A 17,072-nucleotide genomic window follows, 5' to 3' on the forward strand; every position below is an offset into this window, starting at 1 on the left:
ATGGTAGAAACGGAACTCAAATGCCTCGCTTCGAGTTGCCCTAATGACCATTCGTTCCATCCTGTTCGTCGGTGCCAGTCTGCTGGGAGTGCTGCCGCTCGTTGCCCTGGCCCAAGCCACCCCCCAGAGAGATATTGAACGAGAGGCCCTGGAAAGCCGCATCGAGGCCCTGTCCAGCGAACTGGATACCCTTCAGCGCCAGTTGGAAACGCTCCCCGAGGACCCCGAGATGGCGGCCGACCCGGATGACGTGGTACAGGAAGAGATGGCTCAGCGTCGCCAGCTGGAGCGCGAGTCGACCCGCAATCCTTTCGCAATCACGACCCATCGGCGCAACTACCTCTTTCCGCTGAGCTACACCACCAACCCCAATCATCCGGCCTTTCGTGACATCTCGGCCGATAACGGCCCCAACGACCTCGAGGTCAAGTTCCAGTTCAGCGCCAAGGTCAACATCGCCGAAGACCTGTTCGGTGACACCGGCGACCTCTACTTTGCCTTCACCCAGCGCAGCTGGTGGCAGGCCTATAATACCGATGCCTCCTCCCCCTTCCGGGAAACCAACTATGAGCCGGAAATCTTCCTGGACCTGGACACCAACTGGCGCATGTTCGGCTGGACCAATACCCGCAACCGCGTTGCCCTCAACCATCTCTCCAATGGACGCTCCGAGCCCTTGTCACGCAGCTGGAACCGCGCGTACCTGGAGAGCGTCTTTCAGCGCGGAGACTGGGCGGTTGCCGTCGCACCGCACTGGCGCTTCCCGGAATCGCAGACCAGTGATGACAACCCCGACATCGACCGCTACATGGGCTATGGCGATGTCACCGTTGCACGGCGCATCAACGGCGACCAGGAGGCCAGCCTGATGGTGCGCGGCAATCCCAGCGCGGGCAACCTGGGCTCACAGATCGACTACTCCTGGCCCTTTTTCGGGAATATCCGCGGGCATGTCCAATATTACTACGGCTACGGGGAGAGCATGATCGATTACGATCATCGCAACCACCGCCTGAGCGTTGGCTTCAGCCTCAATCCTATGTTTTCCGGCAGCGGCAGTGTCCGTTGAGGCTATCCTTGAACGCCTGCAACACAATGACGTGCATTGAAGTCACACCAACGAATGCTATGCTGAGCCTGTCATTCATCGTCAAAGGAAGACCGTCATGGCATCTCGCAAACCCAGTACCGACGACACCACGCATAAACTCAAGGAAGACCTGCACCATCTCACTCAGACGATCGAGGATCTGGTCAGCGCTACCGCCGACGACTCCCGGAGCAACATCAAGGAGCTACGAGCGCGCGCCGAGAAACGACTGAAAGAGACCCGCGACCGACTCGAGTCACGTGGCGAGCGCCTCTATGACGAAGCGCGTGATTCAGTGACCCATCAGGTGGATGCCTGTGACCGCTACGTTCACGACAACCCCTGGACCAGCGTTGGCCTGGGTGCCGCCGCCGGTATCGTCATCGGCATGCTTATCGGGCGTCGCTGATGGAGTCGAGCCAGGGACCGGTTCAACGGCTGTTCAGCGCCGGCAAGCGGCTGCTCAACAGCCTGCTTGCCGTCGGCGAGACGCGCCTGCGTCTCGTCGTGCTCGAGCTCGAAGAAGAAAAAGCACGACTGTTTACCCTGCTGCTGCTATCCGGCCTGAGCCTGCTGCTGATGCTGCTGGGCCTTGGCATGCTGATGCTGCTGGTGGTGGTGTTCTTCTGGGACACACACCGCCTGGCTGCCATTACGATCAGTGCCGCCGTGCTGCTCGGAGGAGGTCTCTTGCTTGCCCTGCTGGTGATACGCCAGGCACGGCGCCATACCCTGCTGAAGGATACGCTGGCTCAACTGGCCACCGACCGTAACCTGATGAACCGTGATCTGGTGGAGAGTACCCGTGACGAGCCGCGCCGCTGAGCGACAGCAGGACCAGCCCCCCAGCAGGGCCGAACGCAAGGTCCAACTGCTTGCAACCATAGAACAGCAGCGCATCGATATCCTGGTGGAATCCAGCCGCTGGCGCGAAGCCAGCCGGCCCCTCGACGATGGCTGGCGCTCCCTGATGCGGTTCAGGAGTGTCATACTCGCTGCGGGCGGCCTTGCTGTATTGCAGAGCGCCCGACACCCCTCCTCGCTGGTTCGTGTCGGCAAGCGTGTCGCTGCCGGCGCCCTGCTGCTCAATCGCGCACGCCGGCTGTTCAATCAGTTCCGCTGAGATAGGCGGGACACGTCAGGGAATCGCTGAACAAATCGCCGAGCGAGATGAAGCGCAAGGCGCCCGGAGCACAGAACCGAGCGAAGCGACAAACAGCCGTAGGCTGGCCCCGAAGGGGCGAGAAGCCGAAGGCTGTGAGTCAACCGGAGCATATGGGGTATATGTGAGGATTCCGACGGTCCGACGCTTCGGCACCGCGTAACGCAGCGATTCGCTCGTGTAGGCATTTGTGCAGTGTTTCCCAGGAGAGTACGACCATGGCACTTGCTATTACCCTGCACATGCTTGCCGCGGTCATCTGGGTCGGCGGCATGTTCTTCGCCTGGATGATCCTGCGCCCGATAGCGGCGAGTCAACTGGAACCGCCGCAGCGGCTGCCGCTCTGGGTTGGCGTATTCAAGCGCTTCTTTCCCTGGGTCTGGTTGACCGTTATCGTGCTGCTCGGCACGGGGCTATGGATGCTCTTAGCCGTATTCGGCATGGCCGGCGCCCGTTGGCACATCCATCTGATGCTGCTCACCGGTCTGGTGATGATGGGCATCTTCGGGTACATCTATTTCGCCCCCTACCCACGCCTCAAGGCGGCAGTGGAAGGTCATGCCTGGCTCGAAGGAGGCAAGCTGCTGGCGGAAATACGCCGCTGGATCGGGATCAACCTGATTATCGGCCTTGTCACCGTGGCGATAGCCTCCGGTGGTCGCTTTCTGTAAGGCACCGATATAACCGCTGGCGTTTCAGCCTCCTCCAAGGCGCCTGGCGGCGCCAGTCGCGATGGAAACCAGCGCTCCAACAGCGTTTTTTCTAATGTTGGAGCAGCTTCAGCTCGCGACTGGAGGCCGAAGGACTCCCGGCGGTGTTACCAATGCTGGAGATTGCCGCCAGGCGTTGGCAGCTTCCGCCAAGGCGCCTACCGGTGCCGGCCTCGATGGGAACGGCGCTCCAACAGCTGCTTTCTTCACCGATGGTAACTACCCGCTATAGGGAAGCCGAAGCCGGGCTGGCAGCCTTTCGCTTCATCCCCGGGACCCATTTCATGCAGCTTTCCCCGCGTTTTAGCCGGCGCTCGACGAACTGTCGGGTACGGCGCTGGCCAGCGCTGCTGTCGCAGGACCAGACGGCTAGGGTGGCGACAAACAGGCTGGTCAGTGCCACCTCCTCCACCTGAGCCCGCCGGGTACCATAGCGCGCTTCCAGCCGGGCGGCCTCGCGCAGCCACTGCACGGTGCGCGACAGGTCGAAGGCCATGGGTACCCAGGTATGCAGATGCGGCAGGTGGGCCTTGGTCCGCAGCATCTGCACGGTGACCCGGCGATGGGCGGCGAAGGCGTCGAACCACGCCAGCAGGCAGTGCTCGATGCGGATCCGCTCAGGCCAATCCTCGAAGGTGTTCGGTTTCTCCGCAAGCATGGCCCGCCAGCCACGCTGGAACCAGGCGTTGGCCACGTCATCCATGTCGCGAAAGCGCTCCAATACCACGGACATCGGCAACTCGAGACTGTGTGCGACCTCGGAGAGACGCACTGCCTGCCAGCCCCGCTCTTCTGCCTGGCGCACGGCTTCATCGACGATATGGTCGGCGAACGGAGACGCCTTGGAATCGGAGGAGTCCTGAATCGCTATCATGGTCATGGCGGCCCTCTGCTTACAGCGTGGTTCTGTTATGCAGCATAGACCGGATTTCCGGCGAAGCCATCAGGCCGCACCTCCAGATAATGGATGCAAAACAGCGCGTGGCGATCCGTCCAGTACGCCCGCGGTACGAAGCCAGCTCCTCCGGCAAGCTTACGAAAGCCGGGAATGCTGTACTTGTACGAGCTTTCGGTATGCAGGGTCTCGCCCTCCTCGAAGTCGACCCGCTCCCCCGCCACGCGGATGGCCTGGTTGCGCAAGCTCACCAAATGCATCTCGATGCGCGAATCGGCCTCGTTGTAGAAGGCGCTGTGGCGAAACTCCTGCGGCTCCACCTCGGCCTCGAACTCATGTCGCAGTCGTTCCAGCAGGTTGAGGTTGAAGGCCGCGGTCACACCGGCGGCATCGTTATAGGCAGCATCGAGAATCGCGCGGTCCTTGATAAGGTCGACGCCGATCAGCAGTCCACCGCCGGCGGGCAGTAGCGTCGCCAGCCCCTCAAGGAAGCCTTTTGCCTCCTCGGGAGTGAAATTCCCTATGCTCGAACCGGGAAAAAAGGCCACCGGACGTTCTCCCGCCAGCCCCTCCGGCCAGGCCATGGGGCGCGTGAAGTCGGCGCAAGCGGCGTGTACCTCAAGCCAGGGGTAGTCCTTTGCCAGGCGATGGGTGCTCGCCAGCAGAAAGTCGCGAGAGATATCCACGCCCAGGTAGCAGACTGGATGCAGCGCTTCTAGCAACAGGCGCACTTTGCGGCTGGCGCCACTACCCAGCTCGATGAGGGTCGCGTCACGGCCCACCATCTCGGCAATATCAGCGGCAGCCGCGCGCAGGATCGCCTCCTCGGTGCGGGTCAGGTAGTACTCCGGCTGCTCGCAGATGGCAGCGAACAGCTCGGAGCCGCGTCGGTCGTAGAAGAACTTGGGGGAGGTATGCTTGGGCGTAGCGGCAAGCCCGGCAAGCAGTTCCTCGAAAAGCGAACCCGCTGCCTCCGGCGGATGCTGGTTGTGAAAGCGTACGAGCGGGTCCATGTCATACCTCTCTGGCTAGCCGAAAACCGGAAAATGCCCAGCGTGCCTGGGTTGGGTAGAAGTGGGTACCCGGCAGGGAACGAAAGCCCGGATAGGGCCGGTAGGCACACTCCTGATGACTAGCCACATCCGGGACGAACCGATTTTTCCAGCTTAGCAATGCCCCAGAGAATATCCGGTTATGTTGGGTAAGGTTTTTCGTGTGCTTCTCGTTTACAGTGAAAGCCCACACGCCACCCCCGAGGCCCAGGCCCACTGGAAGTTATATCCACCCAGCTCACCGGTCACGTCGAGCACCTCGCCGATAAAGCGCAGCTGCGGCAAGCCCTCGACACTGAAGTCCTTCGAGGAAATCGGCGCAGTGTCGACGGCACTGATGATCGACCGGCTCGGGGAACGCTCGCTGGGCAGCTGGCTGTTTCGACAGCCGGGCCTGGAGCGCAGCCCCATTGAAGTGACAGCCTCCCCGCCCCCGTTCCATTGCCAGAGCGGCCCCTGGGGCGGCCATCATGGCACGGTTCAGCCGAGGCAGCTTGCCATCCTTGTCCAGCAGGCCACCGCGATGCGCTTCCAGAGAATGCTCGCATTGGCACAAAAAGCACGAAAAATCAGAATATTTATATATTTATAGATCATTAACGAATAGACGCGTTTGACCATGGTCAAGTATCTCGCACATGGCTTGCCCCCTGCTTGCTGCACTACTGATGCTTGATATAGGTTACCTTTGATGATCAGTGGCACTGACTTTTATGATGGATCAGTAGGGGAAAAAAATGAAAAAACAAGTACTGATCATGGCCGTGACTGGCGCGATGTTTGCGGGCGGCGCATGGGCCATGGATTATGATGAACTGCGGGATCGAGCCAATCGAGTGATGGGAAGCGTCCAGGCGACGCCGGAAGAGGACATTGTTAACCCTATCGCCGAACTGGGACAGGCCCTGTTCTGGGATATGCGCCTCTCCTCCAACGGTGAGGTGGCCTGCGCGAGCTGCCATTTCCAGGAAAACTGGGGCTCGGACAGTCGCGACCGTTCTATCAACGCACGCGGTGGCCGTACCATGCAGTCCCAGACCGTATTCCACTCAATGGAAACCCCCGGGCTGCGCTGGTTGGCGGACCGTGAAAGCGGTGCGGCCCAGGCCATGGGCTCGATTACCGGGTCGATGGGCTTCGACGACCGTTCCGATATCCTGCCAGTGCTCAAGGAGCATGGTTACGAAGAGCTTTTCCAGGCCGCCTTCCCCAACGACCCCGACCCCGTATCGGCGGAGAACTACGGCGCGGCACTGGAATTCTATCAGACTACGCTGCGCACACCCGCGCCCTTCGATGCCTGGCTCGAAGGTGACGACGACGCCATGAGTGAGCTGGAAGTGAAGGGGCTGGATCGTTTCATGAATACCGGCTGTTCCGGCTGTCACAGTGGCGAACTGATCGGGGGCACCATGCTGCAGCGCTTCGGCGTGATGGAGAACTACTGGGAGCATACCGGCTCTCCCGAGATCATGTCCGGCTTGATGGACGCGACCGGAGAAGAGGATGATCGTTTCTTCTTCCGCGTCCCTCTGCTGCGCAATGTGGCCAAGACCGGTCCCTACTTCCATGACGGCTCAGTCGACAACTTGCGTCGCGCTACCGCTGTCATGGCTCGGGTTCAGCTTGGCCAGGACCTCGACAGTGAAGCGCTGGACGAACTGGTGGCCTTTCAGGAAGCACTGACCGGTGAGATACCGGTGAACTTCCGTCCCCCCGAAGGCATTCCGTTCGAACTGCCCGAAGGCGTTGAAGCGGATTAATCAAGCTCGGCTCCTTCAGCACGCACCATATGACCAGGGACGGCCATATGGTGTTTCTTCCTTACCGACCAGCCGACCAGCTCCCGAGAGAACAGGCCGATGGCCCCGCGCTGGCTTCGCTGGTTGGCAACGCTCAAGGCCACTGCCGGGATCACGCTATTGGGATTGCTGGGCTTTTGCCTGGGTAATCGTTTGCGTAGCGCGTGACGAGATCAGGCAGTGTGTCGATTCGCAAATTGATCGCCCCTTTCGCTGCAGGTGTTTCATGGCAGTTATAAAGGCTCACAGCGAAAGCCCCGAGCCGAATTTTCCGTCCTGGTAGTCACGCACCGCCTGGACAATCTCTTCCTGCGTGTTCATGACGAAGGGGCCATGGGTAACGACCGGCTCACCGATGGGGTCGGCATGCCCGAAGAGATAGCAACACTGAGTCTCGGCCTCGATGACAAGAATATCACCATCGTGGTTAATCTCGACCAGATGCCAGGGTTCCACTTGTTCGCCTGCCACACGCGCCTGCCCGGAAACCGCATAGAGAAACACGTTACGCCCTGACGGCGCCGGCAGTTCAGCCCGCCCTCCGGCAGCCAGGCGAACCACCGACATGAACACCCCCGTCAGCGATTCGACCGGCCCGGTTTCACCAGCGTGCTCCCCCGCGATAAGTTCGAGCGTCACCCGCCCCTCGTCGAGGGATACGTCGGGTATATCTTCCTGCTGCAGCCCCACATAGTGCGGCGCCACCATCTTCAGGCGCGAAGGCAGGTTAACCCACAGCTGAAGGATTTCGAGCGCACCGCCATGCTGCTTGAACTCCGGCGGCGAGATTTCGGCATGCACGAGGCCCGAGCCAGCGGTCATCCACTGCACGCCGCCGGCCTCGATCACACTCGCATGGCCGCCGGAATCATGGTGCGCCAGACTGCCATCGAGAATGAAGGTCACCGTCTCGAAGCCACGGTGCGGATGCGGACCGAACGGCAGCCCGCCATTGTTAGGCGGGTAGACCTGCGGACCGTGGTGGTTGAGAAACAGGAATGGGTCGACCTGCTGCACACCCGGCCCCGGCAAGGGCCGGCGAGTCTGCAGGTCGCCGATATCGTCGCGATAGGCGGGACGAACCGAGGCTACGGAACGGCGTTTCATCTGATCTCCCTGATGGCGGCATGTTCGCTCCAGTGTGGTAGCTCACGAAGCGCATGGCCAGGACCGGAGAGCATCACCAACCCAGGGCGATACGAGGGTGGATGTCACCCTTGCTGTTTGACCAGCGACAAAAAAACCGGCTCGTTAAGCCGGTTTTCTCGGAATTAGTGGCGGAGGGGGAGGGATTCGAACCCTCGAAGCCTTTCGACTTACACACTTTCCAGGCGTGCTCCTTCGACCACTCGGACACCCCTCCACATTGTGGTCCTCACGCCCTTGGGCTGTGCCTTGCACGTCAGAACGGCGCAAAGTCTAACGGCTTAAGTGCGCGTTTGCAAGCCGGTTTTTGGTTCTGACGCCTTCAGGCAGCGGGCAGCACGGCGTAATTGCCATGCGCTTCCAGGCATAACGTGTCATCGCACCAGAGCTGCTGAACCAGGCCGATCCGCCCTCGTCCACGGCTCGCCAAACGCTCATCGAGCCTCTCGGGACCCTGCACACTCTCGGGAGCACAGGTGAGTCGGTAGTCACCGGTGACCGGCGCCAGGAAGCGCTGTGTGGCTTCGGCCACTACGACGTCGCGCGCATAGCCGCGCTCTCGCAGCCACAGAGTGGTCCAGCACCAGCCCAGCAACGTGGTCTGGGCAGTGAGTCCACCGCCGAAGCCGGTGCCCTTGTCGTTGAGGTTGGGCACCAGAGAAAGCTCCAACACAAGGCTTTCCCCTTCCCAACGCATCTCATGAATGCCCAGGTGTTCGACCATGGGGATCGCATCACTGAGCCAGGCCAGGAAGGCCTGCGGGACGTCCCGTTGCCCAGGTTCGGGCAGCGACAGGCGTGGATGGGGTATGCCGACTTCGCGCATTGTCAGGTCCAGCGTTCGACAAAGTCGCTGAGGCGGTGCTCGGGAACAGGACGGTGACGCCCCCCGAGCTGCCCCAGGTAGATGAAGGCAATCAGCTCGTCGTCTTCATCCAGGCCGAGCCCCTTACGTACGGTTGGATCGAAGGCGTACTTTCCGCTGCGCCACATGGCACCCAGCCCCAGGGCGTGGGCCGCCAGCAGGATGGCGTGGCCGGCACAGCCGGCCGAGACCACCTGCTCGATCTTCGGCACCTTGGGTATATCCGGTGTCACCTTCGCGACCACGGCAATGATCATGGGGGCCCGATGCGGCTTCTTGCGCACGGCATCCAGAGCCGCATCGCTGACTTCCGGGTCCTCGCGGAACTCGGCCTCGGCGAACAGCTCGCCCAGACGCGCCAACCCCTCCCCCGAAAACTCGATGAAGCGCCAGGGCCGCAGCTCCTTGTGATCGGGTGCCCTCAGCGCGGCCCGGTAGATCGCATCGAGTTGCTCGGGGCCAGGCGGCGGCCCCATGAGCTTGCCCATGGAGCTGCGTTCATGCAGCAGCGTCATCGCATCCATGTCGCTCTCCTATTGAGGTATTGTCGCACTCTAACGAAGGCGGCCGACTCGCTGAGGCTTGCCTGCTGCTCCAGGTAGTGTACCGGGCGCAGCCCGCCGGGATCGCGATCTGCCACGGCGGCCTTGAGCATATCGATCTGCGCCAGGGAGAGATATCCAGCCCGCCGCGACGCACGTAGCGCGCCAGCACCAGCAGCCGTTCCGGGCGCGCCCGGGCCATCAGGTCGGTAAAGATGTGCTCAACACAGTGTTCGTGGAAATCCTGATGCTGACGATAGCCGATCAGGTAGCGCAAAAGGCCTTCACGGTCGAGCTTCGGTCCACGATAGCGAATCAGCACGCTGCCCCAGTCGGGCTGGCCGGTCACCGGGCAGTTTGACTTGAGCAAATGCGAGTATAGCGTCTCCTCGACGACCTCCTCTGTTACCCGCAGATGCTCGGCGCTGGGCGTGTAATCGGCTATCTCGATATCCAGCTCGTCCAGGCACTCGCCCGGCAGGCGCTGTACGGCAAGGGCGTCGTCGTCGACACCGAACAGCTCAACGGAGACCGGGGCACCCGCGGCGGCGGAAAGGTCCGCCACCAGGGTGTCGATCACCTGCTCGCGGCTGTCGAAGCGGGTCTGGTTGAAGCCGTTGAGATAGAGCTTCCAGGACTTGGACTCGATCAGTTTCGGCGAGTCTGCCGGCAGGCGGAAGCGCGCCACGGTGACAATCGGCTTGCCACGCCCGTTGAGCCAGCTCACCTCGAAGGCATGCCATTCGTCCTCGCCGACGAAGGGCAGGCTGCCCTCCTCGATGCCAAGTGGAGCCCGATTGGCGGCACGGGGAATGGGATAGAGCAGCCCGGCGTCGTAGCGCTCCGGGTAGGCGGACTCGCGCCCCAGCGGGGCGTGCTCGAGGGTGTCAGGGCGATCCATATTCTTAACTCCTGATGCCTTTGCCATTCTCCAGCATCCATAGGGCGATGCCGAACAGCACCACGATGAAGGTGACGATCGCGACCAGCGCCCAGCCCACCGGGATGTCGGAGACACCCAGGAAGCCGTAGCGGAACACGTTGACCATATAGAGGATCGGGTTGAGCATCGATACCCCCTGCCAGAAGGTCGGCAGCAGCGAGATCGAGTAGAAGACCCCGCCCAGGTAGGTCAGCGGCGTCAGGATGAAGGTCGGCACGATCGAGATGTCATCGAATTTCTTGCCCAGCAGTGCGTTGATGAAGCCGCCGATGGAGAACAGTGCTGCGGTCAGCACCACCACGCCGATGGTCAGGAATGGATGTGCCACGCTGATGCGGGTAAAGAAGAGCGACACGATGGTGACGATAAGCCCCACCCCCAATCCGCGGGCCATGCCACCGAGCACAAAGCCGGCCAGGATTACCCAGTTGGGCATGGGCGAGACCATCATTTCCTCGATGGAGCGCTGGAACTTGTTGGAGAAGAAGCTCGAAGCCACGTTGGAGTAGCTGTTGGTAATCACCGCCATCATGATCAGCCCGGGGACGATGAAATCCATGTAGCTGAAGCCATCCATCTCGCCAATGCGCGCCCCGATCAGGTTGCCGAAGATGATGAAGTACATGGTCATGGTGATCGAAGGCGGCAGGAGTGTCTGCGGCCAGATCCGCGTGAAGCGCTTGATCTCCTTGTGTACCAGGGTCCACAGGGCGATGGCGGTCTGGATCGGATTCATGAACGGGCCTCCGTGCGTTCGGCCTCTGCCTTTGCCTCGTTGCCCTGCTCGACCATGGTAACGAACATTTCTTCCAGCCGATTGGCTCGGTTGCGCATGGAAACCACCTGAATATCCTGCTCACTCAGCGCGGTGAAGATATCGTTCACACGCTGTCCGCGATGCACCACTACCGCCAGCTGAGCGGCGTCCACCTGGCGAACGTCGAAGCCCTCGATGGCCGGCGCCTCGCTCACCGGATGGGTCAGGTCGAGCAGGAAGGTCTCGGTATCGAGTTCGGCGAGCAGACCTCGCACGCTGGTGTTACGAATGATCTCACCGTGGTTGATGATCGCCACGTTGCGGCAGAGGCTCTCCGCCTCCTCGAGATAGTGGGTGGTCAGGATAATGGTGGTTCCCTGCTCGCGATTGATGCGGCGCAGGTACTCCCACATGCTGCGCCGCAGCTCGATATCGACCCCGGCAGTGGGCTCGTCGAGGATCAGCAATTGGGGGCGATGCATCAGCGCCCGGGCGATCATCAGGCGGCGCTTCATGCCGCCGGAGAGCATGCGGGCGTTACCGTTGCGCTTATCCCAAAGCCCCAGGTCCCTCAGCAACCGCTCGGCCCGGGGCAGTGCCTCGCGGCGAGTCATGCCAAAGTAGCCCGCCTGGGCCAGCACGATATCGATCACCTTTTCGAACTGGTTGAAGTTGAATTCCTGTGGCACCACGCCCATGAGGTACTTGGCCTTGGCGAAGTTACTGTCGATGTCGATGCCAAAGATCGAAACCTTGCCGGCACTCTTCTGCACCAGCGAGCATACGATGCCGAGGGTCGTGGACTTGCCGGCACCGTTAGGGCCCAGCATGGCAAAGAAGTCGCCCTGCTCGACGTCGAGATCGATACCCTTGAGGGCGTGAAAGCCATTGCCGTAGACCTTGGTCAGGCCACGGATCGACAGCGCCGGTTCGGCCATGAAACATCCTTGGGTTGGGGTAGCTTGCGTTGGGACAGAATGCGAGTTCAAGAGATTAGGGCGCGAAGCATTTTTTCAAGTCGTGACCGGGAAAAACGCAGAAGCCCTCGCCCATGGGCAAGGTAATCAAATTCTATAGGGGGAGAAACTGGAGCGGGAAGGAGATTCGACGGTCCGGCGCCCCGGCTCCTGGGCCGAGCCTTGGCATCTTGGAGATTGAGAAGAAAACTGGAGCGGGAAAGGAGATTCGACGGTCCGGCGCCCCGGCTCTCGGGCCGAGCCTTGGCACGTTCGAATTTGGAAAAAGAAACTGGAGCGGGAAAGGAGATTCGACGGTCCGGCTCTCGGGCCGAGCCTTGGCACATTCGAATTTGGAAAAAGAAACTGGAGCGGGAAAGGAGATTCGACGGTCCGGCGCCCCGGCTCTCGGGCCGAGCCTTGGCACATTCGAATTTGGAAAAAGAAACTGGAGCGGGAAAGGAGATTCGAACTCCCGACCCTCGCCTTGGCAAGGCGATGCTCTACCACTGAGCTATTCCCGCTTATCGGTATTGCCTGGATACATCAGACTGTATGGCGTCCCATAGGGGGTTCGAACCCCTGTTCCCGCCGTGAAAGGGCGGTGTCCTAGGCCACTAGACGAATGGGACGAACTGGAGCGGGAAAGGAGATTCGAACTCCCGACCCTCGCCTTGGCAAGGCGATGCTCTACCACTGAGCTATTCCCGCTTGTCTGACAGTCTAAGCTATCGGTAACGCATACTGGAAGAGTGGCGTCCCATAGGGGGTTCGAACCCCTGTTCCCGCCGTGAAAGGGCGGTGTCCTGGACCACTAGACGAATGGGACGCAATGACTTCCGTAACCGCTTGAGCAGTAGTGGAGATCGGCCAGCTGGCTTACCAGCTCACGACCTTCACCTAGACTTGCTCATACCTGCCGAAGCAGGATTTGGAGCGGGAAAGGAGATTCGAACTCCCGACCCTCGCCTTGGCAAGGCGATGCTCTACCACTGAGCTATTCCCGCACTCCGCAACCTGACAAAACGAGTGGCGTCCCATAGGGGGTTCGAACCCCTGTTCCCGCCGTGAAAGGGCGGTGTCCTGGACCACTAGACGAATGGGACGCAGCCGTCTCGCTTCAACGAGGTGGCGCGAATCTTACTCAAGCGCCCCGGAGCTGTCAACCGTCGACCTTGAACGCCGCGGGGCTGGAAATCCCAGGCACATCCGTTGTCTCATGGGAGACATGAAGGCCAGTTCCGACATGGATGGCACGATGGAAAGCACCGCCCCCAGGAGGAGAGATGCCATGCGCAAGAAGATCGAGAAAAGCGATGCCGAATGGCGCGCTCAGCTCAGCCCGGAGCAGTATCGCGTGACCCGGGAGAAAGGCACGGAGCCGCCCTTTTCCGGCGACCACCAGGTCAGCGACGAGCACGGCATCTACCACTGTGTCTGCTGTCACGCACCGCTGTTCGAGAATGAACACAAGTTCGACGCCGGCTGCGGCTGGCCGAGTTTCGACCGGCCGCTGGGCAAGGCCGCCGTTGAGGAGAAGCCGGACGGTACCCATGGCATGCAGCGCACCGAAGTGGTCTGCTCCCACTGCGATGCCCATCTTGGCCATGTCTTCCCCGATGGCCCGCCGGAGTCCACCGGGCTGCGCTACTGCATCAACTCCGTGGCGATCAGCTTCCACCCGGGGGAGTAAGTCTCGCCAACTGCCTGGGCCGCCCTTCTGCTATGATGGGCGGCCTTTTTCTATCGGTTTGCGGGAGTGGTGCAATGCTCGGCTGGTATCCGGGACACATGAACAAGGCGCGCCGCCAGATCCAGGAGGCACTGCCAGAGATTGACGTGGCGATCGAGGTACTCGACGCACGCCTGCCCTACTCCAGTGCCAACCCCATGCTGGCCGGCCTGACCCGCCACACGCCGGTGCTGAAGATCCTGTCGCGAGCCGACCTCGCCGACCCGGAGCGCACCCGCGAATGGGTCGCCTACTTCGATGCCCAGCCCGATACACGTGCCCTGGCCGTGACCACCACCAATGCCCGGGAGCTCAAGCGCATTCCCAAGCTGTGCCATGAGCTGGCCGGCCATATCCGAGCCGACCGCGACGTTCGGGTCATGGTCATGGGCATACCCAACGTGGGTAAATCGACCCTGATCAATGGCCTGGCCGGGCGCAGCATTGCCAAGACCGGCAACGAACCCGCCGTGACCAAGCGCCAGCAAAAGGTGCGCATCACCGGCCGGGTGGCGCTGATCGATACGCCCGGGGTGCTGTGGCCGAAGATCGAGGACCAGGCCAGCGCCTACCGGCTGGCCGCCACTGGCGCCATTCGCGACACCGCCATCGACTATGTCGATGTCGCCGTGGTTACCGCCGCCGAACTGGCCAGGCGCTATCCCGAGGCGCTCAGGAGCCGCTACAAGCTCAACGACCTGCCCGACTACGCGCCCAACCCCGATGCCGACCGGGTCGAGGCCGACGGTCCTCAGCGGATCGACCTGCTGGCCCTGGCCGGCTTCGACGGCCATGCCATCCTGCGTGACATCGCCAGCCGCCGAGGCGGCCTGCGTGCCGGCGGCGAGGTCGACCTGCATCGGGGTGCCGGGGTGCTGCTCCACGAACTACGCGACGGCAAGCGGGGGCGACTGCCCCTGGAGACCCCGGACGACATCCCACCGCCGCTTCCCACGGAAGCGGAGGCAGAAGCGGCCGCGCAGGATAACGATAGCGGCGATGACAGCGAGCCCGCATAATCAACAGCGCTGACCGACGGCCAAACTGATCGGGCAGCCACTGGACACCACTGGAATTCGGACACCTCATGGACACGCCCTCCCTTTTCAGGAAATCGCATAAGCTCGACAACGTCTGCTACGACATCCGCGGCCCCGTGCTCGAACACGCCAAGCGGCTGGAGGACGAAGGCCAGCGCATCCTCAAGTTGAACATCGGCAACCCGGCGCCGTTCGGCTTCGAGGCGCCGGAGGAAATCCTCCAGGATGTGATGCGCAACCTGCCGACTGCCCAGGGCTACTGCGACTCCAAGGGTCTCTATTCGGCGCGCAAGGCAATCATGCAGGAGTGTCAGCGCAAGGAGATTCCCGGCGTCGGGATAGAGGACATCTTCATCGGCAACGGCGTTTCCGAGCTGATCGTGATGGCCCTTCAGGCGCTGCTGAACGACGGCGACGAAGTGCTGATCCCGGCCCCCGACTATCCCCTCTGGACCGCCGCCGCCAATCTGTCCGGCGGACATGCCGTGCACTATCGCTGCGACGAGCAGGCCGACTGGGCACCGGACATCGCCGATGTGCGTGCCAAGGTGACAAGCCATACTCGCGCCATCGTGATCATCAATCCCAACAACCCCACCGGGGCGGTCTATCCTCCCGAGGTGGTGCGCGAACTGCTGGCCATCGCCCGGGAGCACGACCTGGTGGTGTTTTCCGACGAGATCTACGACAAGATCCTCTACGACGGTACCGAGCACATCTCCACCGGTGCATTGGCCGATGAAGATCAACTGGTGGTGACCATGAACGGCCTGTCGAAGAGCTACCGCTGCGCCGGCTTCCGTTCCGGCTGGATGACCCTCTCTGGCAGCGTGGCGATGCAGCGTGCCCGGGATTACATCCAGGGCATCAACATGCTGGCTTCCATGCGCCTGTGCGCCAACGTGCCGGCCCAGCACGCGATCCAGACGGCATTGGGCGGCTATCAGTCGATCAACGACCTGATCCTGCCCGGCGGGCGCCTGCTGGCCCAGCGCGATATCACCCATGAAAAGCTGAATGCCATCCCCGGCGTCTCCTGCACCAAGGCCAAGGGCGCGCTCTACGCCTTCCCGCGGCTCGACCCCAAGGTCTACCCCATCCAGGACGACCAGAAGCTGGTGCTGGACCTGCTGCTGCAGGAGAAGATCCTGCTGGTACAGGGCACCGCCTTCAACTGGCCCGAACCGGATCATGTGCGCATCGTCACGCTGCCCTGGGCCGACCAGCTGGGGGATGCCCTGGATCGCTTCGGCCGCTTCCTGTCGCGCTACCGTCAGTAACCAACGTCGGCTCGCGCTGCCTGACGCCACCCCGAGGGTCATTATTTCGGGTGCGACTTGAAACCCGGAGTAACCGGCCGTATCTAAACATCAATCTATTTCAGCCGCGGCCAACGCGGCCCACCTTTCCTGGATAATGACCGGAGTTTCCGAACGATGATGAGAATACTGCTCTTCCTGGGCACCAACCTGGCGGTTATCGTGGTTGCCAGCATCACGTTGCGCCTGCTGGGAGTTGAAGGCTACCTGCGTGGCCAGGGCATCAACTTCAATGCCCTGCTGATTTTCTGCTTCATCGTCGGCATGGCCGGCTCGATGATCTCGCTGTTCATTTCCAAATGGATGGCCAAGCGCTCCACCGGCACCGTGGTGATCGAGACGCCGAGCAATGCCACCGAGAAGTGGCTGCTCGATACCGTCGCCGAACTGTCACGGGATGCCGGCATCAAGACGCCAGAGGTGGGCATCTTTCCCGCTCAGCAGTCGAACGCCTTCGCCACGGGCTGGAACAAGAACGACGCCCTGGTCGCGGTATCCGCCGGCCTGCTCAATCGCATGCGCCCCGAAGAGGTGCGCGCGGTGCTGGCCCACGAGATCGGCCACGTGGCTAACGGCGACATGGTCACCCTGGCGCTGATCCAGGGCGTCGTGAACACCTTCGTGATGTTCTTCGCCCGTGTGGTGGCCCACCTGGTGGACAGCTTCCTGAAGAGCCGCACCGATGGCGCGGGGCTGGGCTTCATGGGCTACTTCGCGGTGGTGATCGTCGCCGAGATCGTCTTCGGCATCATCGCCTCGGCCATCGTCGCCTGGTTCTCGCGCTTCCGCGAATACCGCGCCGACGCCGCCGGTGCGCAACTCGCCGGCTCCGGTGCCATGATCAATGCCCTGGCCCGGCTCAAGGCCGAAACCCAGATGCCCGACCAGATGCCGGACACCCTGCGCGCCATGGCTATCACCAAGGGCCAGACCAAGTCGCTGATGGAACGGCTGTTCGCCAGCCACCCCCCGCTGGATGATCGCATTCGCGCGCTGAAGGAAGCGGCCTACCGCTAAGGAACTACTGGACAAGTGCCTGCGCGAGCGAATCGCTTCCCTAA

Annotated in this window: 18 protein-coding genes, 7 tRNA genes and 1 pseudogene; 10 read left to right on the forward strand and 16 right to left on the reverse strand. The window is 61.8% G+C overall.

Annotated elements, in window-relative coordinates; genetic code table 11:
* Positions 1–43 precede the first annotated feature (43 nt).
* The 5 genes from LOKO_RS12965 to LOKO_RS12985 all read left to right on the forward strand — a co-directional run bounded on the left by LOKO_RS12965 (position 44) and on the right by LOKO_RS12985 (position 2,923).
* Positions 44–1,069, forward strand: coding sequence for a phospholipase A (locus LOKO_RS12965; RefSeq protein ID WP_066449967.1), 1,026 nt, complete (start codon positions 44–46; stop codon positions 1,067–1,069).
* Between the two features lie 97 nt (positions 1,070–1,166).
* Complete coding sequence (locus tag LOKO_RS12970; RefSeq protein WP_066449970.1) at positions 1,167–1,499, forward strand: ElaB/YgaM/YqjD family protein; 333 nt, start codon at positions 1,167–1,169, stop codon at positions 1,497–1,499.
* Positions 1,499–1,915: a phage holin family protein gene (locus LOKO_RS12975; RefSeq protein WP_066449972.1), complete on the forward strand. Its 417-nt coding sequence runs from the start codon at positions 1,499–1,501 to the stop codon at positions 1,913–1,915. The genes LOKO_RS12970 and LOKO_RS12975 overlap by 1 nt, the downstream gene beginning before the upstream one ends.
* Positions 1,896–2,213, forward strand: a complete 318-nt coding sequence (locus LOKO_RS12980; protein ID WP_066449975.1) for a YqjK-like family protein — start codon at positions 1,896–1,898, stop codon at positions 2,211–2,213. Before LOKO_RS12975 ends, LOKO_RS12980 begins: the two co-directional genes overlap by 20 nt.
* Before the next feature lie 257 nt (positions 2,214–2,470).
* Complete coding sequence (locus LOKO_RS12985) at positions 2,471–2,923, forward strand: CopD family protein (protein WP_066449978.1); 453 nt, start codon at positions 2,471–2,473, stop codon at positions 2,921–2,923.
* Positions 2,924–3,188: 265 nt separating this feature from the next.
* On the opposite strand, the gene LOKO_RS12990 is transcribed toward LOKO_RS12985, so the two are convergent.
* The 3 genes and pseudogenes from LOKO_RS12990 to LOKO_RS13000 all read right to left on the reverse strand — a co-directional run.
* The gene (locus LOKO_RS12990) at positions 3,189–3,842 is read right to left on the reverse strand and encodes a ubiquinone biosynthesis protein COQ9 (protein ID WP_083517580.1); all 654 of its coding nucleotides are present in this window, start codon (positions 3,840–3,842) and stop codon (positions 3,189–3,191) included.
* A 29-nt stretch (positions 3,843–3,871) separates the two neighbouring features.
* A complete protein-coding gene (egtD, locus tag LOKO_RS12995; RefSeq protein WP_066449980.1) occupies positions 3,872–4,870 on the reverse strand; it encodes an L-histidine N(alpha)-methyltransferase in 999 nt (332 codons plus the stop codon).
* 213 nt (positions 4,871–5,083) lie between these two features.
* Positions 5,084–5,236, reverse strand: a pseudogene (locus tag LOKO_RS13000) (NAD(P)/FAD-dependent oxidoreductase); the annotation flags it as partial.
* A gap of 410 nt (positions 5,237–5,646) precedes the next feature.
* On the opposite strand from LOKO_RS13000, the gene LOKO_RS13005 reads away from it, so the two are divergent.
* Complete coding sequence (locus LOKO_RS13005; RefSeq protein ID WP_066449987.1) at positions 5,647–6,672, forward strand: cytochrome-c peroxidase; 1,026 nt, start codon at positions 5,647–5,649, stop codon at positions 6,670–6,672.
* A gap of 282 nt (positions 6,673–6,954) precedes the next feature.
* Here the strand turns inward: LOKO_RS13005 and LOKO_RS13010 are convergent, their stop codons facing one another.
* The 13 genes from LOKO_RS13010 to LOKO_RS13070 form a co-directional block, all read right to left on the reverse strand.
* Entirely contained in the window at positions 6,955–7,818 is an 864-nt protein-coding gene (locus LOKO_RS13010; RefSeq protein ID WP_066449990.1) for a pirin family protein, read from the reverse strand.
* 168 nt (positions 7,819–7,986) lie between these two features.
* Positions 7,987–8,074: transfer RNA gene (locus tag LOKO_RS13015), tRNA-Ser, on the reverse strand.
* A 105-nt stretch (positions 8,075–8,179) separates the two neighbouring features.
* Complete coding sequence (locus LOKO_RS13020) at positions 8,180–8,683, reverse strand: YiiD C-terminal domain-containing protein (protein ID WP_066449993.1); 504 nt, start codon at positions 8,681–8,683, stop codon at positions 8,180–8,182.
* 2 nt (positions 8,684–8,685) lie between these two features.
* A complete protein-coding gene (locus tag LOKO_RS13025) occupies positions 8,686–9,246 on the reverse strand; it encodes a nitroreductase family protein (RefSeq protein WP_066449995.1) in 561 nt (186 codons plus the stop codon).
* Positions 9,221–10,165, reverse strand: a complete 945-nt coding sequence (gene queF, locus LOKO_RS13030; protein WP_083517581.1) for an NADPH-dependent 7-cyano-7-deazaguanine reductase QueF — start codon at positions 10,163–10,165, stop codon at positions 9,221–9,223. Before queF ends, LOKO_RS13025 begins: the two co-directional genes overlap by 26 nt.
* A 4-nt stretch (positions 10,166–10,169) precedes the next feature.
* Positions 10,170–10,943, reverse strand: coding sequence for an ABC transporter permease (locus LOKO_RS13035; protein ID WP_066450000.1), 774 nt, complete (start codon positions 10,941–10,943; stop codon positions 10,170–10,172).
* The gene (locus tag LOKO_RS13040) at positions 10,940–11,902 is read right to left on the reverse strand and encodes an ABC transporter ATP-binding protein (protein ID WP_066450152.1); all 963 of its coding nucleotides are present in this window, start codon (positions 11,900–11,902) and stop codon (positions 10,940–10,942) included. Before LOKO_RS13040 ends, LOKO_RS13035 begins: the two co-directional genes overlap by 4 nt.
* A gap of 467 nt (positions 11,903–12,369) precedes the next feature.
* Positions 12,370–12,444 (reverse strand) — tRNA-Gly (locus tag LOKO_RS13045).
* Between the two features lie 32 nt (positions 12,445–12,476).
* A tRNA-Glu gene (locus LOKO_RS13050) sits at positions 12,477–12,552 on the reverse strand.
* 4 nt (positions 12,553–12,556) lie between these two features.
* Positions 12,557–12,631, reverse strand: a tRNA-Gly gene (locus LOKO_RS13055).
* A 42-nt stretch (positions 12,632–12,673) separates the two neighbouring features.
* Positions 12,674–12,749: transfer RNA gene (locus tag LOKO_RS13060), tRNA-Glu, on the reverse strand.
* 103 nt (positions 12,750–12,852) lie between these two features.
* Positions 12,853–12,927: transfer RNA gene (locus tag LOKO_RS13065), tRNA-Gly, on the reverse strand.
* Between the two features lie 23 nt (positions 12,928–12,950).
* A tRNA-Glu gene (locus LOKO_RS13070) sits at positions 12,951–13,026 on the reverse strand.
* A 185-nt stretch (positions 13,027–13,211) separates the two neighbouring features.
* Between LOKO_RS13070 and msrB the strand changes: the two genes are divergently transcribed.
* The 4 genes from msrB to htpX all read left to right on the forward strand — a co-directional run bounded on the left by msrB (position 13,212) and on the right by htpX (position 17,028).
* Positions 13,212–13,613, forward strand: coding sequence for a peptide-methionine (R)-S-oxide reductase MsrB (gene msrB, locus LOKO_RS13075; protein ID WP_066450153.1), 402 nt, complete (start codon positions 13,212–13,214; stop codon positions 13,611–13,613).
* Between the two features lie 74 nt (positions 13,614–13,687).
* Positions 13,688–14,671 carry a ribosome biogenesis GTPase YlqF gene (gene ylqF, locus LOKO_RS13080; RefSeq protein WP_066450156.1) on the forward strand — a complete coding sequence of 328 codons (984 nt, stop codon included), beginning with the start codon at positions 13,688–13,690 and terminating at the stop codon, positions 14,669–14,671.
* A gap of 68 nt (positions 14,672–14,739) precedes the next feature.
* Positions 14,740–15,972 (forward strand): pyridoxal phosphate-dependent aminotransferase, encoded by a 1,233-nt coding sequence (locus tag LOKO_RS13085; protein ID WP_066450161.1) that lies wholly within the window; start codon positions 14,740–14,742, stop codon positions 15,970–15,972.
* A 156-nt stretch (positions 15,973–16,128) separates the two neighbouring features.
* Positions 16,129–17,028, forward strand: a complete 900-nt coding sequence (gene htpX / locus LOKO_RS13090) for a protease HtpX (protein ID WP_066450164.1) — start codon at positions 16,129–16,131, stop codon at positions 17,026–17,028.
* Positions 17,029–17,072: the final 44 nt, after the last annotated feature.

Origin of the sequence: Halomonas chromatireducens (assembly GCF_001545155.1) — a bacterium.
Lineage (GTDB): Bacteria > Pseudomonadota > Gammaproteobacteria > Pseudomonadales > Halomonadaceae > Halomonas > Halomonas chromatireducens.

What these genes read in the sequence shown, in the direction of transcription:
- msrB (WP_066450153.1), top strand. Translation starts at nt 13,212, where the DNA reads ATGCGCAAGAAGATCGAGAAAAGCGATGCCGAATGGCGCGCTCAGCTC.
- LOKO_RS12975 (WP_066449972.1), top strand. Translation starts at nt 1,499, where the DNA reads ATGGAGTCGAGCCAGGGACCGGTTCAACGGCTGTTCAGCGCCGGCAAG.
- egtD (WP_066449980.1), bottom strand. Translation starts at nt 4,870, where the DNA reads ATGGACCCGCTCGTACGCTTTCACAACCAGCATCCGCCGGAGGCAGCG.
- htpX (WP_066450164.1), top strand. Translation starts at nt 16,129, where the DNA reads ATGATGAGAATACTGCTCTTCCTGGGCACCAACCTGGCGGTTATCGTG.
- LOKO_RS12965 (WP_066449967.1), top strand. Translation starts at nt 44, where the DNA reads ATGACCATTCGTTCCATCCTGTTCGTCGGTGCCAGTCTGCTGGGAGTG.
- LOKO_RS12990 (WP_083517580.1), bottom strand. Translation starts at nt 3,842, where the DNA reads ATGACCATGATAGCGATTCAGGACTCCTCCGATTCCAAGGCGTCTCCG.
- LOKO_RS13005 (WP_066449987.1), top strand. Translation starts at nt 5,647, where the DNA reads ATGAAAAAACAAGTACTGATCATGGCCGTGACTGGCGCGATGTTTGCG.
- LOKO_RS13010 (WP_066449990.1), bottom strand. Translation starts at nt 7,818, where the DNA reads ATGAAACGCCGTTCCGTAGCCTCGGTTCGTCCCGCCTATCGCGACGAT.
- queF (WP_083517581.1), bottom strand. Translation starts at nt 10,165, where the DNA reads ATGGATCGCCCTGACACCCTCGAGCACGCCCCGCTGGGGCGCGAGTCC.
- LOKO_RS13085 (WP_066450161.1), top strand. Translation starts at nt 14,740, where the DNA reads ATGGACACGCCCTCCCTTTTCAGGAAATCGCATAAGCTCGACAACGTC.
- LOKO_RS13040 (WP_066450152.1), bottom strand. Translation starts at nt 11,902, where the DNA reads ATGGCCGAACCGGCGCTGTCGATCCGTGGCCTGACCAAGGTCTACGGC.
- LOKO_RS12985 (WP_066449978.1), top strand. Translation starts at nt 2,471, where the DNA reads ATGGCACTTGCTATTACCCTGCACATGCTTGCCGCGGTCATCTGGGTC.
- LOKO_RS13020 (WP_066449993.1), bottom strand. Translation starts at nt 8,683, where the DNA reads ATGCGCGAAGTCGGCATACCCCATCCACGCCTGTCGCTGCCCGAACCT.
- LOKO_RS12970 (WP_066449970.1), top strand. Translation starts at nt 1,167, where the DNA reads ATGGCATCTCGCAAACCCAGTACCGACGACACCACGCATAAACTCAAG.
- LOKO_RS13025 (WP_066449995.1), bottom strand. Translation starts at nt 9,246, where the DNA reads ATGGATGCGATGACGCTGCTGCATGAACGCAGCTCCATGGGCAAGCTC.
- LOKO_RS13035 (WP_066450000.1), bottom strand. Translation starts at nt 10,943, where the DNA reads ATGAATCCGATCCAGACCGCCATCGCCCTGTGGACCCTGGTACACAAG.
- ylqF (WP_066450156.1), top strand. Translation starts at nt 13,688, where the DNA reads ATGCTCGGCTGGTATCCGGGACACATGAACAAGGCGCGCCGCCAGATC.